Source organism: Polymorphospora sp. NPDC050346, from assembly GCF_040655695.1.
In the GTDB taxonomy this organism is placed as follows: domain Bacteria; phylum Actinomycetota; class Actinomycetes; order Mycobacteriales; family Micromonosporaceae; genus Polymorphospora; species Polymorphospora lycopeni.
Map to the genome: position 1 here is coordinate 43229 of NZ_JBFAKM010000033.1, position 15344 is coordinate 58572.

Annotated in this window: 16 protein-coding genes and 1 pseudogene; 9 read left to right on the forward strand and 8 right to left on the reverse strand. The window is 72.2% G+C overall.

Annotated features, from left to right (window positions below; translation table 11 throughout):
• Positions 1 to 88: 88 nt before the first annotated feature.
• Genes AB0I42_RS27855 through AB0I42_RS27870 form a run of 4 tightly spaced genes read left to right on the forward strand, consistent with a single transcriptional unit; the run spans position 89 to position 3926 of the window.
• On the forward strand, positions 89 to 1036 hold the full coding sequence (locus AB0I42_RS27855) for a sugar ABC transporter permease (protein ID WP_357541689.1): 948 nt from the start codon (positions 89 to 91) through the stop codon (positions 1034 to 1036).
• 4 nt (positions 1037 to 1040) lie between these two features.
• Positions 1041 to 1925 (forward strand): carbohydrate ABC transporter permease, encoded by an 885-nt coding sequence (locus AB0I42_RS27860; RefSeq protein ID WP_357541691.1) that lies wholly within the window; start codon positions 1041 to 1043, stop codon positions 1923 to 1925.
• 20 nt (positions 1926 to 1945) lie between these two features.
• Positions 1946 to 2467, forward strand: coding sequence for a PPC domain-containing DNA-binding protein (locus AB0I42_RS27865; protein WP_357541693.1), 522 nt, complete (start codon positions 1946 to 1948; stop codon positions 2465 to 2467).
• Positions 2457 to 3926: an FGGY family carbohydrate kinase gene (locus tag AB0I42_RS27870; RefSeq protein ID WP_357541695.1), complete on the forward strand. Its 1470-nt coding sequence runs from the start codon at positions 2457 to 2459 to the stop codon at positions 3924 to 3926. Before AB0I42_RS27865 ends, AB0I42_RS27870 begins: the two co-directional genes overlap by 11 nt.
• A gap of 14 nt (positions 3927 to 3940) precedes the next feature.
• Here the strand turns inward: AB0I42_RS27870 and AB0I42_RS27875 are convergent, their stop codons facing one another.
• Together AB0I42_RS27875 and AB0I42_RS27880 are read right to left on the reverse strand one after the other, a co-directional pair.
• Entirely contained in the window at positions 3941 to 4513 is a 573-nt protein-coding gene (locus AB0I42_RS27875; RefSeq protein ID WP_357541761.1) for a cob(I)yrinic acid a,c-diamide adenosyltransferase, read from the reverse strand.
• A gap of 186 nt (positions 4514 to 4699) precedes the next feature.
• A pseudogene (locus AB0I42_RS27880) lies at positions 4700 to 4981 on the reverse strand (MerR family transcriptional regulator); the annotation flags it as partial.
• An 81-nt stretch (positions 4982 to 5062) separates the two neighbouring features.
• On the opposite strand from AB0I42_RS27880, the gene AB0I42_RS27885 reads away from it, so the two are divergent.
• Positions 5063 to 6226, forward strand: a complete 1164-nt coding sequence (locus AB0I42_RS27885) for a maltose acetyltransferase domain-containing protein (RefSeq protein ID WP_357541697.1) — start codon at positions 5063 to 5065, stop codon at positions 6224 to 6226.
• Positions 6227 to 6254: 28 nt separating this feature from the next.
• Entirely contained in the window at positions 6255 to 6857 is a 603-nt protein-coding gene (locus AB0I42_RS27890) for a sugar O-acetyltransferase (RefSeq protein WP_357541699.1), read from the forward strand.
• 12 nt (positions 6858 to 6869) lie between these two features.
• Here AB0I42_RS27890 and AB0I42_RS27895 read toward each other — a convergent pair whose 3' ends face one another.
• Positions 6870 to 7778: an SDR family oxidoreductase gene (locus AB0I42_RS27895; protein WP_357541701.1), complete on the reverse strand. Its 909-nt coding sequence runs from the start codon at positions 7776 to 7778 to the stop codon at positions 6870 to 6872.
• 52 nt (positions 7779 to 7830) lie between these two features.
• Here AB0I42_RS27895 and AB0I42_RS27900 point away from each other — a divergent pair, with 52 nt between their 5' ends.
• Complete coding sequence (locus tag AB0I42_RS27900; RefSeq protein WP_357541703.1) at positions 7831 to 8412, forward strand: hypothetical protein; 582 nt, start codon at positions 7831 to 7833, stop codon at positions 8410 to 8412.
• A gap of 39 nt (positions 8413 to 8451) precedes the next feature.
• Here the strand turns inward: AB0I42_RS27900 and AB0I42_RS27905 are convergent, their stop codons facing one another.
• The 5 genes from AB0I42_RS27905 to AB0I42_RS27925 form a co-directional block, all read right to left on the reverse strand.
• Positions 8452 to 8964, reverse strand: coding sequence for a GNAT family N-acetyltransferase (locus AB0I42_RS27905; protein WP_357541705.1), 513 nt, complete (start codon positions 8962 to 8964; stop codon positions 8452 to 8454).
• 1 nt (position 8965) lies between these two features.
• Entirely contained in the window at positions 8966 to 9940 is a 975-nt protein-coding gene (locus AB0I42_RS27910; protein WP_357541707.1) for an ABC transporter substrate-binding protein, read from the reverse strand.
• A 29-nt stretch (positions 9941 to 9969) separates the two neighbouring features.
• Entirely contained in the window at positions 9970 to 10722 is a 753-nt protein-coding gene (locus AB0I42_RS27915; RefSeq protein WP_357541763.1) for an amino acid ABC transporter ATP-binding protein, read from the reverse strand.
• Positions 10723 to 10739: 17 nt separating this feature from the next.
• Entirely contained in the window at positions 10740 to 11741 is a 1002-nt protein-coding gene (locus AB0I42_RS27920; protein ID WP_357541709.1) for an amino acid ABC transporter permease, read from the reverse strand.
• Positions 11742 to 12209: 468 nt separating this feature from the next.
• On the reverse strand, positions 12210 to 12710 hold the full coding sequence (locus AB0I42_RS27925; protein ID WP_357541711.1) for a MarR family transcriptional regulator: 501 nt from the start codon (positions 12708 to 12710) through the stop codon (positions 12210 to 12212).
• Between the two features lie 38 nt (positions 12711 to 12748).
• On the opposite strand from AB0I42_RS27925, the gene AB0I42_RS27930 reads away from it, so the two are divergent.
• Positions 12749 to 13690, forward strand: coding sequence for an EamA family transporter (locus tag AB0I42_RS27930; RefSeq protein ID WP_357541714.1), 942 nt, complete (start codon positions 12749 to 12751; stop codon positions 13688 to 13690).
• Between the two features lie 162 nt (positions 13691 to 13852).
• Positions 13853 to 15268: a condensation domain-containing protein gene (locus tag AB0I42_RS27935; protein WP_357541716.1), complete on the forward strand. Its 1416-nt coding sequence runs from the start codon at positions 13853 to 13855 to the stop codon at positions 15266 to 15268.
• The last annotated feature ends 76 nt before the right edge of the window (positions 15269 to 15344 follow it).

The following is a 15344-nucleotide window of genomic DNA, read 5'->3' on the forward strand; positions in this document are numbered from 1 at the left end:
GCCTCCCCCCCCCTAGGCGTTATCCCCCCGCCGGGGCGGGCGGCGCGAGCCACCGGCCGCGGACCCCGCAAGGGAGGACCTGGTCCCGATGGCCCAGCTCACCGAAAGCCCACCGCGGCCCCCGCGCGGGGCCCCGGCCCCGCAGCCGGCCCGACGCCGTAAGTTGCTCGACGTCCTGGACCGCTACGACCGCTACATCCTGCCGGCGCCGGCCCTGATCGTCGTCGTGGCGATGCTGGCGTTCCCGATCGGCTACACCATCTACCTCAGCTTCCACGAGTGGTCCGGCGGGCTGCGCCCACCGGAGTTCGTCGGCCTGGACAACCTGACCCGGTCGCTGACCGACGGCCAGTTCTGGGGGAGCATCTGGCGGACCGTCTACTTCGTCACGCTCTCGGTCGGCCTGCAGGTCGTCATCGGTGTCGGGGCGGCGCTGCTGTTCCACCAGCGGTTCCCCGGCCGGGGGATGGCCCGTACCTTCTTCATGTTCCCGATGATCGCGACGCCGGCCGCCGTCGCCCTCGTCTGGAAGATGATGTTCGACCCGACCATCGGCATCCTCAACTACATCGTGCAGTCCGTCGGCGGGCCGACCCTGCTGTGGATCAGCGACGCCAACCTCGTCATCCCGGCACTGGCCATCGTGGACACCTGGATGTGGACGCCACTGGTGATGCTGATCGTGCTGGCCGGGCTGGCCGCCCTGCCGCAGGAACCGTTCGAGGCGGCCAAGGTCGACGGCGCCGGGCCGATCCGCACCTTCGTCAGCGTCACGCTGCCGCTGCTGAGCCCGGTCATCCTCGTCGCCGCCCTCTTCCGGCTCATCGACGCCATCAAGACGTTCGACATCATCAAAGTCATCACCGACGGCGGTCCCGGCACCGCGTCGGAGACCCTCAACCTGTACGCCTTCAAGCAGGGCCTGTCGTACCTGCACTTCGGGTACGGGTCGATGCTGCTGGTCTGGCTGACCCTGCTGGTCTTCGTCGTCGCGATCGTCTTCACCCGCCTCCGGGCCCGTACCGACCAGGGGTGAACCGATGTCCCAGACCCTGACCCCGCACCGACCGACCGCGAAGCCGGCGGCCCGGCCGGCGGCCAAACCCCGGCGCCGGGGCTCGATCCTCGGCCGGATCGGGCTCGCCGTCGCCGTCACCGTCGCGCTCGCCCCGGCCCTGTTCGTGTTCTTCTGGATGCTGACCTCGTCGTTCAAGCAGCAGGTCGACATCTACACGATCCCGCCGAAGTGGTTCGACTTCACGCCCACCCTGGACAACTACCGGGAGGCACTGACCCGCACCCCGTTCGGCCGCTACATGACGAACAGCCTGGTCGTCGCCGCCTGCTCCAGCCTGCTCGGGCTGGCGATCGGGGTGCCGGCGGCGTACAGCATCGCCCGCTACCGGCAGACGAAGCTGTCGCTGTCGCTGCTGACCGCCCGGCTGCTGCCCGGCGTCGCCTACCTGGTGCCGTTCTTCGTCGCGTTCACCGCGCTGCGGATGGTCGGCACCTACCCGGCGCTGATCCTGTCGCACGTCATCATCACGTTCCCGCTCACCGTCTTCATCATGGTGAACTTCTTCGCCGCCCTGCCCGAGGAGGTCTACGACGCGGCGCAGGTCGACGGGTGCGGGAAGCTGGAGACGTTCTGGCGGATCGCCGTGCCGCTGACCCGGCCCGGCATGCTCACCGCCGGAATCCTCGCGTTCATCTTCTCCTGGAACGACTTCAAGATGGCGCTCATCCTCTCCGACGGCGACAGCCGCACCCTGCCGGTCGCCGTCTTCAACTTCGTCCACGAGGCGTCCCTGGACTGGGGGCCGATGATGGCCTACGCCTCGATCATCATGCTGCCCGTCTTCGTCCTCACCCTCGCCGCGCAGCGGCACATCGTCACCGGAATGACCATGGGCAGCGTCAAGTGAACAGCACCTCGGGAGGCACCATGACCAGCACCGTACCCAGCGTCGTCAGCCGCGCCGCCGGCAACGGCCGGGTGATCGCCGCGAGCATCAAGCCGGGCGCCCAGCTGACCGACTCGATCGAGCAGGTCTGCCGCGACCATGGCGTGCACACCGCCGTCATCCTCTCGGTGATCGGCACCATCCAGGAGGTCTACCTGCGCAACCCGCGCGACATCACCACCCTGCCGATCCACCGCGAGCACGAGTTCGCCGACGAGATCGACACCGTCGTGCTCCAGCGCCCGATGGAGATCCTGTCCATCCAGGGCAACGTCACCACCCTCGACGGCAAGCTCTGGGCGCACTGCCACGCCCTGTTCTCCGAGGCCGGCGGCAACGTACGCGGCGGCCACGTCTTCCGGGCCACCATCTGGAGCCAGGGCGAGGTCTTCCTCCAGGAGCTGACCGACATCCGCATCGACCGCGAGTACGACCGGGAGGTCACCGGCCTGCCGCAGATCCGCCTGCACGGCTGCGACGCCGGACCCGCCGATGGCCGGTGACCCCTGCCTGCTCGGCGTCGACATCGGCACGTCGAGCAGCAAGGGCGTGCTCACCGACCCGGCCGGCACGGTGCTGGCCACCGCGACCCGCCCGCACGGCGTGTCGCGGCCCCGGCCGGGCCGGGTCGAGCACGATCCGGAGGCGGTCTGGTGGGCCGACTTCGTCGCCGTCGTCGCGGACCTGCTCGCGGCGGCGCCCGGACCGGTCGCCGCCGTGGCGGTCAGCGGCATCGGCCCGTGCGTCCTGCCGGCGACCGCCGACGGGCGGCCGCTGCGCCCGGCGATCCTGTACGGCGTCGACACCCGGGCCACCGCCGAGATCGCCGAGCTGACCGACGCGATCGGCGCCGACGAGATCGTCCGGCGCGGCGGCAACCGGCTGACCAGCCAGGCCGTCGGCCCCAAACTGGCCTGGATCCGGCGGCACGAGCCCGACGTCTGGTCGCGTACCCGCCGGTTCTTCATGGCCAGCTCGTTCCTGGTCCACCGGCTCACCGGCGAGTACGTCCTCGACCACCACTCGGCGAGCCAGAGCGACCCGCTCTACGACCTGCACGCGCAGGCGTGGCTCGACGACCTGGCCACGGAGATCGCGCCCGGGCTGGAACTGCCCCGGCTGCTCTGGCCGGCCGAGACCGCCGGCACGGTGACCGCCGCCGCGGCCGCCGCCACCGGCCTGCCCGCCGGCATCCCGGTCACCGCCGGCACCGTCGACGCCTGGGCCGAGTCGGTCAGCGTCGGCGCCACCCGGCCCGGCGACCTGATGCTGATGTACGGCACCACGATGTTCCTCACCCGGGTGGTGCCCGCGCCGGTCGTCCACCCGAGGATGTGGGCGACGACCGGGGTCTTCCCGGGCAGCTTCTGCGTCGCCGGCGGGATGGCCACCTCCGGCGCGGTGGTCGAGTGGCTGCGCGGGCTGACCGGTGGCACCGACTACGAACGGCTGACCGCCGAGGCCGCCGCCGTGCCCGCCGGCGCCGACGGGCTGGTGGTGCTGCCGTACTTCGCCGGGGAACGCACCCCGCTGTTCGACGAGCGGGCGCGCGGTGTCGTCGCCGGGCTGACCCTCGACCACGGGCGCGGGCACCTCTACCGGGCGGTGCTGGAGGGGACCGCGTACGCGGTGCGGCACCATCTGGACGAGATGGCCGGACCGCTGGCGCCGCCGGACCGGGTCATCGCGGTCGGCGGCGGCGCCCGGTCGCTGTGGACCCGGATCGTCTCCGACGTCACCGGCCGGCCGCAGCTCGTCCCCGAGCAGACGATCGGGGCCAGCTACGGCGACGCGTACCTCGCCGGGCTCGCGGTCGGGCTGGTCGGCCGGGACGCGGACTGGACCCGGTGGGCCGGCCGGGTCGAACCCGATCCGGGCACCGCCGACACCTACCGGCGCGGTTACACGGCCTACCGCGACCTGTATCCGGCGACCCGGGACATCGTCCACGCGCTGGGGTGAACGGCCGGCCGGCGTCAGGCGGCGCCGGGCCGGCGGCCGGGCTGCCAGAGCACTTCCGGCGCCCCCTCGGCGGCGGCCCGGGCGAGGATGAACAGCAGGTCGGAGAGGCGGTTGAGATACCGGGTCACCTCCGGGTTCACGTCTGGCACGGCCAGCGCCCGGCGCTCCGCGCGCCGGCAGACGGTCCGGCACACGTGCAGCTGCGCCGACAGCGGCGTGCCGCCGGGCAGCACGAACGACCGCAGCGCGGGCAGATCGACGTTGACCCGGTCGCAGATCTCCTCCAGCCAGGCGACGTACGAGCCGTCGACCCGGGGTCCGTCGTCCGGCGCCGGCCCGCCGCCGGGGCGGCTGACGTCGGCGCCGATGTCGAACAGGTCGTTCTGGACCTGGCGCAGCCAGCCGGCGTACCCCTCGGGCCGGTCGCCCGGCGCGGCGAGGGCGACGCCGACGGCGGCGGTCAGTTCGTCGACGGCCCCGCCGGCCTCGACCCGGGGGTCGGTCTTCGGCACCCGGGTCAGGTCGGCGAGGTGGGTCCGGCCGTCGTCGCCGGTGCGGGTGTAGATGCGGGTGAGATGTACGGACATGGCCATCGTCTCCAGGGTGTCGAGCAGGTCGTCGGTGGTCGGGGCCTGGTCGTGCTCGAGCTGGTCGATCACGTCGTCGAGCCGGCCGTGCAGCCGCCGGGTGTGCGCGAGCTGCTCCCTGATCCGCTCCCGGTGCAGCCGGGCGGTGGTGAGCAGCGAGTCCGGGTCGTCGGCGGCGAGCACCGCCCCGATCTCGGGCAGCGGCAGGCCGAGCCCGCGTAGCGCCAGCACCCGGTAGAGGCGGGTGACGTCGTCCCCGGTGTAGCGCCGGTGCCCGCTGCTGGTGCGTCCCGAGCACGGCACCAGCCCGGTCCGGTCGTAGTGGTGCAGGGTGCGGACGGTGACGCCGGCGGCGCGGGCGAGCGCACCGACCGACCACAGGCGTTCCGGTCGGCTCATGCGCCGAAAGTTACGACATGACGCAACGTCAGGTTCAACGGTGGAATCGGACATGCCGCTCAGGTTCATCGGCGGACCGGCCGCCGACACGTACGTTCGTACGCATCGACGGTCCGGGCGGCGCGGACCGGGCCGCCTAGGCTGACCGGCATGGGGACACGACGGGTGGATCCGGAACGCCGGGACCGCATCATCGACGCCGCGCTCGCCCTGATCGCCGAGGAGGGGGTCGCCGGCATCTCGCACCGCAAGGTCGCCCGGCGGGCCGACGTCCCGCTCGGCTCGATGACCTACCACTTCGAGGGGATGGGCGAACTGCTCCGCGAGGCGTTCACGCGGTTCGCCGGCACGGTCAGCGCCCGCTTCGAGGAGCGGCTGGCCGCGGCCCGTGACGCCGACGAGGCGCGGGCGGCCGTCGCCGACTTCGTCCACCACGACGACCCGGGCAACCCCCGCGAACTGGTGCTGACCCACGAGTTGTACACCCTCGCCGCCCGCGAGCCCGCCTACCGGGAGCTGACCCGGGCCTGGATGGGGCGCAGCCGCGAGATCCTGGAACGCCACTTCGACCCGGCGACGGCCCGGCAGCTGGACGCGCTCGTCGAGGGGCTGACCATCCACCGGGCGCTGGACACCACCCCGGCCGACCGCGCGCTGACCGTCGACGCCATCGCGCGGATCACGGCCGCACCTGCGGCGCAGCGGCCGAACGGGGCGGAGCCGGCGGGGCTCGAGGCACTCCGGACCCGGATGCTCGCCGGCCGGATGTACGACGACACCGCGCGGGAACTGGTCGAGGCCAGGCAGCGGACGGTGCTGCTGACCGACGAGTACAACGCCAGCTTCGGCCGGCCGCCGGCCGACCGCGAACGGATCCTGCGCCGGTTGCTGGCCGCCGTCGGCCGCGACTGTCACTTCGAGCCGACGTTCCGCTGCGAGTTCGGGTTCAACATCCGCGTCGGCGACAACTTCTACGCCAACTTCGACTGCGTCCTGCTCGACGGCGGCGGCATCACCATCGGCGACGACGTGCTGTTCGGGCCACGGGTCGGCATCTACACCTCCAACCACGCGATCGACGCGGCCGAACGCGCCGCCGGTGCCTGCTACGCCAAGCCGGTCGTGATCGGCGACCGGGTGTGGATCGGCGGCGACGTCACGGTCAACCAGGGCGTGACCATCGGCGCCGGCTCGATCGTCGGCTCCGGCAGCGTGGTCACGAAGTCCGTCCCGGCCGGCGTGGTCGCCGCCGGCAACCCGGCCCGGGTGCTCCGCGAGATCACCGACGCGGACCGGACCGGTTTCCGGCCGTGAACAGGCGGCGGTGTGTACGATCGTACGCATGACTGACGGTCGGTCCATGCGGGAGCGGATGCTCGCCGGCGACCTCTACCTCGCCGACGACCCCGAGCTGGCGGAACTCCTCCACCGCGCGGCCGAGCTGACGGAGGCGTACAACGCGACCCCGGCGCGGCGGTCCGACGAACAGCGCCGGCTGCTGACCGAGCTGCTGGGGGAGATCGGCGAGGGGACCGCGATCCGGCCACCGCTGCGGGTCGACTACGGGCGGCACATCCGCATCGGGGCCCGCTGCTTCGCCAACTTCGGACTGATCGCGCTCGACGTCGCCGCGATCACCATCGGCGACGACGTCCAGATCGGGGCGAACGTCCAGCTCCTGACGCCCACCCATCCGGTCGAGCCGACGCCGCGCCGGGAGAAGTGGGAGGCGGCCAAGCCGATCACCATCGGCGACAACGTCTGGCTCGGCAGCGGGGCCATCGTGCTGCCCGGGGTGACGATCGGCGAGAACACCGTGGTCGGCGCGGGGGCGGTCGTCACCCGGGACCTGCCCGCCAGCGTCGTCGCGGTCGGCAACCCGGCCCGGGTCGTACGCGAGATCGACCCGGACGCCCCGGTCGCCGACCCGACGCGGGCGGGCTGACGCGGGCGGCGGTCAGCGGTAGCCGGTGACGTCGGCGGGTTTCCCGGCGTCCTGGACCTCGACGATGTACCGCCAGCAGTCCGGCCGGGAGCCGTCGAGGTCGGTGAAGCCGTACGCGCCGGCGAGCCCACCGCTGGACAGCGACTGCCCGTTCCACCGGGCCCGGTCGGGGTCGGTGGCGAGGGCGGCGACGGCGCGGCCGACGAACCGGGGCGTCTCCGAGATGGCGAAGTGCGGTTCCCGGTCGAGGGCGTCCCGCCAGTTTTCCTCGGCGACGCCGAACATGTCGAGCATGATCTCCGACCGCATCCAGCCGGGGGTCAGCGCGACGGCGGTGGCGCCGTACGGGGCGAGGTCCTTGGCGTGCACCCAGCCGAGCCGGCCGACCGCGGTCTTGGCGAGGTCGTAGAACGGCGACAGCCGGTAGTTGGCGGCGTTGTACTCGGCGGTGCCGTCGGTCATCTCGACGAGCAGGCCGCCGGGCCGCTCGATGAGCAGCGGCAGCGCGTGGTGCGCGGTGATCAGGTGGGTGTCGATCGCGAGCCGCAGCTGGCGCAGCCCCTTGTCGAGATCGTGCTTCCAGACCGGGGTGTTCCACTCCGTCAGGTATTCGCCGCCCCAGATGTCGTTGACCAGTACGTCGAGCCGGCCGGACTCGGTGCGGATCCGGTCGACCAGCGCGGCGACCTCGGCCGGGACGAGATGGTCGACCCGGACCGGAATGCCGACCCCGCCCGCCTCGTCGACGAGGGCGGCCGTCTCCTCGATCGTCTCCGCGCGGCCGTACTCCGACCGTTGGGCGGCGGTGGTGCGCCCGGTCACGTACACCCGCGCGCCGACCGCGCCCAGTTCGACGGCGATGCCGCGCCCGGCCCCGCGGGTGCCGCCCGCCACCAGGGCGACGATCTGAGAGTCGGTCATGTGGTGCCTCCCCGCTGTTTTGTAAACGACCGTTCGTTTATATACTGGCGTCATGCCACGCCGCAAATCAGTCCCCGACGAACGGGTCCTGGACGACGTCCTCGGCCTCATCGAACGCGATGGCGGGGCGCCGTCGTTCGCGACCGTCGCGGCCACGTCCGGGCTTTCCCCCGCCACCCTCGTCCAGCGCTTCGGGACGAAGGAGGCCATGGTCACGGCCGCGCTCGGCCGGGCCTGGGACCGCCTGGAGGCGCGGACCGAGGGGGCCGTCGCCGCCATGGCACCCGGCCCGGCCGGGGCCGTCGACCTGCTGGTCGAACTCAGCGAGGACTACGACACCGATCGCTATGTGGACGGGCTCGTGCTGTTACGCGAAGACCTCCGCCGGCCGGAGACCAGGGCCCGCGGGCTCGCCTGGCTGCACCGCCTGGCGGCCGTGGTCGATGCGGCCGTCGCCGGCCACGCCGGTGCGGACCAGGGGGTCGGGCGGCTGCTGGTGTCGTTGTGGCAGGGCGAACTCGCCTGGTGGGGCTTTGCCGGGCAGGGGCGGGCCGGCGAACACGTACGGCCCCGGCTCGAACAGCTCCTGCGATCCGTCCTGTCGCCGTCGGAGGCCGGGGCGGACCGCCGGTAGCCCGTCGCGCACGTTCGGCGGGCCACCGGCGGCGCGGGGTCACCGGCTCAGCTCCGGTCCGAACAGCTCCGATGTGGACAGCGGTAGGTGGGTTTCGAACGGCAGGTACGGCAGGGTCGCCCGGTCGGCGTCGACGTCGTACCGCGGTTGGTAGCCCAGGTGCAGGTAAAGGGCCTCGGCCTCCGGCTGGCGGGAGCCGGTGGTGAGCCAGATCCGGCGGTAGCCGCGGCGGACCGCCTCCGCCTCCAGCTCGCGCATCACCTGGCGGGCCAGGCCCTGGCGGCGGTGTCCCGAGTCGGTCCACACCCGCTTGATCTCGGCGGTCTCGCGGTCGTGCCGGCGGAAGGCGCCACCGGCCACGGCCGTGCCGTCCGTCTTGACCAGCAGCAGGAACGCGCCGTGCGGCGGGGCGAAGTCGCCGGCCGGGTACCGCGTCATCTCCTCGTTGGGGCCGTACCGGCTGCGGTATTCGTGGGTCAGCTCGTCGAGCAGCGGCCGGGCCGCCGGGTCGTTCGGGCTGGTGTAGCGGATGGTCAGTCCCCGGGCCGTCACGTCAGCTCCGCGGCAGCCCGGGCGGATTGATCTCGGCGGCCGGGATCGCCTCGCCGCCGAGCCCCCACCGGGCCAGCACCTTCGCGTACGTGCCGTCCTGGATGACCGCGTCGAGGGCGGCGTCCAGCGCCTCGACGAACCCGTTGCCCTTCTGCGTCATCGCCGCGATCTGGGCCGGCACCTCGCCGCCGCCGGGAACGATGCCGACGACCTTGGTCCTTCCGCTGACGGCCGCGTGGTAGGCGACCGACGGGTTCGGCCCGAAGAACGCGTCGATCCGGCCGGACAGCAGGGCGAGCTGGTAGTCGGCCGAGTTCTGGTAGTAGGTGATCTTCACCGGGGCGAGGCCGGCGGCCCTGTTCTGCTCGTCCCAGCGCAACAGGACCTCCTCCTGGTTGGTGCCGGAGCCGACCGAGACGTTCAGCCCGGCGATGTCGGCCGGCTTCTCGATCCGGTCGATGCCGCCGTCGACACGGACCTCCCAGCCGAGCGAGTCGACCCGGTAGGTGGCGAAGTCGTAGAGGTCCTTGCGCTCCTCGGTGACCGTGATGTTGGAGAAGCCGACCTCGTTCTGCCCGGAGCGCACCGCCAGGAAGATGTTGTCCCAGGAGGTGGGGCGAAGGTCCAGTTCCAGCCCCAGTACGTCGGCGACGAGTTGGGCGATGTCCGGCTCGACCCCGATCAGGGTGCGGTCGTCGTCGGCCCGGAAGAACAGCGGCGGCGTCTGCCCGGCGCTGATCCCGACGCTGAGTTTGCCGTCCGCCGCGATGGCCGCGGGCACCTTGGCCGCGGCGGCGTCGACCTTCGCGCTGCGTACCCGGTTCTGTTCCGGACTGGTGTTGATCACGGTCGAGCCCGGCCGGTCCCCGGCGGTGGCCACCGGCTCGTCGTCCGGGGTGCCGCAGGCGGCGAGCGCCAGCAGGGTGGCCATGGCCAGCGTGCCGGCCAGGGACCGGCGTGGTCGGGTGCGGGGCATGCGGACTCCTTGGAGAGGGGATCGGTGGGTCACAGGACCTTCGCCAGGAACGAGCGGGTCCGTTCGTGCTTCGGCCGGTCGAGCACCTCGTCGGGCGGGCCCTGCTCGACGATCACGCCGCCGTCCATGAAGACGACGGTGTCGGCGACCTCGCGGGCGAAGCCGATCTCGTGCGTGACGACGACCATCGTGGTGCCGGCCCGGGCCAGGTCCTTCATCACTTCCAGGACCTCGCCGACCAGTTCCGGGTCCAGGGCCGAGGTCGGCTCGTCGAAGAGGAGCACCTTCGGGCGCAGGGCGAGGGCGCGGGCGATCGCGACCCGCTGCTGCTGCCCGCCGGACAGCCGGCGCGGGTAGGCGTCGGCCCGGTCGGCCAGGCCGACCCGGTCGAGCAGTTCGGCGGCGAGTTCGAGCACCTCCCGCCGGGGCCGGCCCTGCGCCGCCACCGGTGCCTCGGCGACGTTCTCCAACGCGGTCAGGTGCGGGAAGAGGTTGAAGTTCTGGAAGACGAACCCGATGTGGGTGCGCTGGCGCAGGATCTCCCGTTCCTTCAGTTCCCGCAGCCGGTTGCCGGTACGGCGGTATCCGATCAGTTCGCCGTCGATGCGTACCGAGCCGCGGTTGACCTTCTCGAGGTGGTTCACGCAGCGCAACAGCGTGGACTTGCCGGATCCGGACGGGCCGAGGACGACGACGACCTCGCCGGCCCGGACCCGTAGGTCGATTCCGCGCAGCACCTCCAGCGGGCCGAAGCTCTTGTGGATGCCGCGCAGTTCGACCATCGGCCGCGGCGGGGCGCTCACCGCTCACCGGCCAGGTCCGTCGCGAACTGCTCACGGCCGGCGCGGCGTTGCCGCCGGGCCGCCGCGACGTTGCCGGCGAACCGGCGGACCCGTTGCAGCGGCGTGGGCGGGAGCGTCCGTACCGCGCCGCGGGCGTAGTGCCGCTCGACGTGGTACTGCACGATCGACAGGACGGTGGTCAGCAGGAGGTACCAGATCGCCGCGACCAGCAGCAGCGCGATGACCCGGCCGTTGCGGGCGTAGATCACCTGCACCTGGTAGAAGAGTTCCGGGATGGCCATGATGTAGACGACCGAGGTCCCCTTGACCATGCCGATGATCTCGTTGCCGGCGTTGGGCACGATGCTCCGCATCGCCTGCGGCAGCAGGATCCGCCGGACCTGACGGCCGCGGGGGATGCCGAGCGCGGCGGCCGCCTCCAGTTGCCCCTGGTCGACCGAGAGGAACCCGGACCGGACGATCTCGGCCGCGTAGGCCGCCTGGTGCAGGGCCAGCCCCAGGGTCGCGGCGGTCATCGGCCCGATCAGGTCCATGGTGCCGACGGCGAAGAACGACGGGCCGAACGGGATCCCGAACGAGATCTGGTCGTACAGCAGTGCCAGGTTGAACCAGAAGAGGAGTTGCAGGATCAGCGGTACGGAGCGGAACAGCCACACGTAGCCCCAGGCGACGGTGGTCAGCAGCGGGCTCGCGGACAGCCGCATCAGGGCGATCACGGTGCCGAGCAGGAATCCGAGCACGATGCCGAGCACGGTCAGTCGCAGGGTCACCCCCACCGACCGCAGGACGGTCTCGTAGAAGAGGTACTGGCCGACGAAGTGCCAGTCCCAGGCCGGATTCGTGACGAGCGCGTTGCCGGCCATGGCGACCAGCACCAGCGTCACGGCGGTCGCCGCCCAGCGCCACGGGTGGCGGGCCGGCACCACCTTCAGCGGCTTCTCCCCGGGCTGTGCCTCGGGTGGCCCTGGCCGGTCGATCGTGGGTGCGGGCGCGGTCATCGTGGCCTCCAGGAAGGCCCCGGCCGGCCGGTGGTCGGGCGGCACGAGACGGCGCGATGCGGCGCCGGACCCGTCGGGGCAGGGGAGAGGTGGTGGGTGGGCGGCGCTTGCGCCGGTGGCTCAGGCGCGGCGTCGGCGGACTGCCCTGTCGCCGACGGTCAGCGCGGACACCGCCCGCCGGCGTATCGCACGAGGTCGATGACGAGCCGGGCGACGAGAAACTCTGCCGCGCGCTTCATGGGCTCGATGTTTGTCAATTACGTGGGCCGTGTCAATGGGTGTCTCAGATTTGGTATCCGGAGCAGCCAACTATTTGGTGACAGTGCTGGGCGGGGTGAATGTGCTCCTATATTCCATGGGGTGAGTGGGAGATGGAACTGTTACGGCGATTGCTGGAATGGGAACATCGTTAAATGTGCAGGTCGGGGTAATTGTCGGCGCGGAAATGCGCTTTCCGGGGCGCCCGGGCTACCGCTCGACGCGTCCGAGCCAGGTGGTCAGCAGCGCCTCCAGGTGGGCCGCCTCCTGCGGGGTGAGGGTGTCGAGCAGGCGGCGCTCGTTGCGCATGTGCTCGGTGAACGCCTCGTCGATCAGACGCCGGCCGGCCGGGGTCAGCGCGACCACCCGGCCACGGCCGTCGCTGCCGCTGCGGCGCCGGGTGACCAGGCCGTCGCGTTCGAGTCGGTCGATGCGCTTGGTCATCGCCCCGGTGGTGACCATCGTGAACCGGGCGAGTTCGCCGGGGGCCCGCTCGTACGGTTCACCGGCCCGGCGCAGGGCGGCGAGCACGTCGAACTCGCCCTCGCCGAGGCCGTGCCGGTGGTAGACGACGCAGAGTTCCTCGGTCAGGTGGGCGGCGAGCCGGTGCAGGCGTCCGATGACACCCTGCGGCGCCACGTCGACGTCGGGCCGCTCCCGGGCCCACTCCCGCTGGATCCGGGCGACGTGGTCGAGGCGCTGATCACTCATGGTCGCAGTGTACCTTCCGTGGAAGCTATATTGCTTCCATGGAAGGTAATTTCCGGTGGAGCCTGGTGACCGCGATCGCGCCGGTGGCCTGGGGCACGACCTACTACGTCACCCACCAGTTCCTGCCCGCCGACCAGCCGCTCTACGGGGCGGTGATCCGGGCCCTGCCGGCCGGCCTGCTGCTGCTCGCCGTACGCCGGAAGCTGCCGAGCGGCTCGTGGTGGTGGCGGTCGGCGGTGCTCGGCACCCTGAACATGGGTGCCTTCTTCGCCCTGGTGTACCTGGCCGCACAGGTGTTGCCGACCAGCGTCGCGTCGACCGTCATGGCCACCTCGCCGGTCGCCATGATGATGATCGCCTGGGCGTTGCTCGCCGAACGCCCGCACCTGCTCGCCCTGGCCGGCGCCGGAATGGGGATCGCGGGAGTCGGTCTCATGCTGTTCGCCGGTACGTCGACCGTCGACCCCGTCGGCGTACTGGCCTCGGTGGCGGCGATGGTGATGTCGTCGTTCGGCTACGTCCTGGCCAAACGGTGGGGCGGCCAGGTCGACGTGCTGGCGTCGACCTCGTGGCAACTCGTGGCCGGCGGCGCCGTCCTGCTGCCGGTCGCGGTCGCCGTGGAAGGGGCGCCGCCGGACCTCGACGGCGCGGCGGTCCTCGCCTTCGGATACGTGACGGTGATCGCCACCGCGCTCGCCTTCGTCGCCTGGTTCGCCGGTCTGCGGCACCTCAGCGCCGCCGCGGTGGGGCTGATCGGCCTGCTGAACCCGGTGACCGGGGTGCTGCTCGGCACCCTGCTCGCCGCCGAGACGCTCACCGCCCGGCAGGCCGGCGGCATCGCGCTCGTGCTGGTCGGGATCGTCCTCGGGCAGCCGGCGGTGGCGGCCCGGCTGACCGGCCGGCCGGGGCGTGGCCGGCGGGTCGGTCCCGGGACCCCGGCGTCCGGCGGTCGGCGCCGCCGGTCGGCACCGACAGCGTGACCCTTCGCAAGGTCGATCGGATCGGCCGAACGGACATTGGAATGCGCTTTCTTGCGGATGGTCAAGACCGGTCCCGGCAAACAGATACTTGTCGAAACATCCGGGCCGTGCGTCGCGGTGCACCGACCACAGTCGACGGTCCATTCAAGATCGGCGGTATCGATGATCGAGGGTACGGTTCTGCCGACCGGCCCGACCACGCACGGGTGGACCGCTGTCGACTTCGCCGCCACCCCGACCGCCTCCGCGCCGATCACCTGGGGACAGCGGGCGCTCTGGATGGCCATCCTGCGCAAGCCCGACTACCAGCCGAAGATCAACCTGCGTCGGGTGGTGGCCGTGCCCCGCCGTGCCCCGGCGGACGTGCTGCGGGCCGTCGGTGCCCTGCTCACCCGGCACAGCTCGCTGCGTACCCGGCTGCGTACGGTCGACGGCGAGCTGCGCCAGGTCGTCGCCGACCGGGGCAGCCAACCGGTGCTGCTGGTGCCCGCTGACACCACCGCCGACGGCGTCCCGGCCGACGTCCGCGCCGCCGACGTCGCCCGGGTCGCCGACGAGACCGCCGCCACACTGGCGTCGACCGCGTTCGACCACGCCGAGGAGATGCCGCAGCGGATCGCGCTGGTCCTGGTCGCCGGGCGGGTCCGCCAGGTCGTGATCGTCTTCAGTCACACCACGGTGGACTTCCGGGCCGCCGAACTGGTCCTGCGCGACCTGCGGCTGCTGCTGCTACGCGGATCGATCGACACCCCGGCCGGGTTGCAGTCGGTCGACGTCGCCCACCGCGAGCACGACACCGCACACCGCCGGCGCGGCGAGCGGGCGGTCACGCACTGGGTCGCCGGCTACGGCCGCCTGCCGCGGGAGACCCTGCCCCCGGTCGGCCCGCCGCACTCGCCCCGGTTCCGGCGCGGCGTGCTGGTCTCGGCGGCCGCCGACACCGCCGTACGGATGATCGCCAACCGGCATCAGGTCACCAGCTCGACGGTCATCCTCGCCGCCACCTCGCTGGTCCTGGCGAAGTGGTCCGGCAACGACGTCGTGGGCGTCTACACCATGGTCAGCAACCGGTCGCTGCCCGGCTACGACGAGGCGATCGCCAAACTCAACCAGCTCGGCATGGTCGTCGTCGACCTGACCGACCGGCCCGCCTTCGCCGACCTGCTGCCCCGGGTCTGGTCGTCGGCGATGAACGCCTACCGGTCGGCGTACTACGACCCGGCCGACATGCGCACCGCGTTCGAGGCGGCCGGCTACCCGTACGCCACCGGTATCAACGCGCACTGCTACCTCAACGACATCCGGCTCACCACCGACGCCGACCTCTTCGGCCACGACACCGACCCGGCCCGGGTCCGTGCCGCGCTGGCCGGGTCGTCGTTCGACTGGACCGAGTCGTTCGACGCGTTCACCTGGCGGACCCGGATCGAGATCGTCGACCGGCCGGGCGGCCTCGGCCTCGCGCTGACCGCCGACACCGCCCACCTGCCGCCCGACCGGGCCGAGCGCTTCCTGCGCGACCTGGACCGGCTGCTGGTCGAGGCGGCCTTCCACGACGTGCCGTGGCCATGGCTCTAGCGCCGGCCACCACCCGACCGCGACCGGCACCCACCGCGGCGGTCACCCCGGCCCGTCCCGGCCGGACACCCACCGG

Coding starts and splice junctions, on each gene's coding strand:
- AB0I42_RS27855 (WP_357541689.1), top strand. CDS start 89: ATGGCCCAGCTCACCGAAAGCCCACCGCGGCCCCCGCGCGGGGCCCCG.
- AB0I42_RS27860 (WP_357541691.1), top strand. CDS start 1,041: ATGTCCCAGACCCTGACCCCGCACCGACCGACCGCGAAGCCGGCGGCC.
- AB0I42_RS27865 (WP_357541693.1), top strand. CDS start 1,946: ATGACCAGCACCGTACCCAGCGTCGTCAGCCGCGCCGCCGGCAACGGC.
- AB0I42_RS27870 (WP_357541695.1), top strand. CDS start 2,457: ATGGCCGGTGACCCCTGCCTGCTCGGCGTCGACATCGGCACGTCGAGC.
- AB0I42_RS27875 (WP_357541761.1), bottom strand. CDS start 4,513: ATGTCCGTACATCTCACCCGCATCTACACCCGCACCGGCGACGACGGC.
- AB0I42_RS27885 (WP_357541697.1), top strand. CDS start 5,063: ATGGGGACACGACGGGTGGATCCGGAACGCCGGGACCGCATCATCGAC.
- AB0I42_RS27890 (WP_357541699.1), top strand. CDS start 6,255: ATGACTGACGGTCGGTCCATGCGGGAGCGGATGCTCGCCGGCGACCTC.
- AB0I42_RS27895 (WP_357541701.1), bottom strand. CDS start 7,778: ATGACCGACTCTCAGATCGTCGCCCTGGTGGCGGGCGGCACCCGCGGG.
- AB0I42_RS27900 (WP_357541703.1), top strand. CDS start 7,831: ATGCCACGCCGCAAATCAGTCCCCGACGAACGGGTCCTGGACGACGTC.
- AB0I42_RS27910 (WP_357541707.1), bottom strand. CDS start 9,940: ATGCCCCGCACCCGACCACGCCGGTCCCTGGCCGGCACGCTGGCCATG.
- AB0I42_RS27915 (WP_357541763.1), bottom strand. CDS start 10,722: ATGGTCGAACTGCGCGGCATCCACAAGAGCTTCGGCCCGCTGGAGGTG.
- AB0I42_RS27920 (WP_357541709.1), bottom strand. CDS start 11,741: ATGACCGCGCCCGCACCCACGATCGACCGGCCAGGGCCACCCGAGGCA.
- AB0I42_RS27925 (WP_357541711.1), bottom strand. CDS start 12,710: ATGAGTGATCAGCGCCTCGACCACGTCGCCCGGATCCAGCGGGAGTGG.
- AB0I42_RS27930 (WP_357541714.1), top strand. CDS start 12,749: ATGGAAGGTAATTTCCGGTGGAGCCTGGTGACCGCGATCGCGCCGGTG.
- AB0I42_RS27935 (WP_357541716.1), top strand. CDS start 13,853: ATGATCGAGGGTACGGTTCTGCCGACCGGCCCGACCACGCACGGGTGG.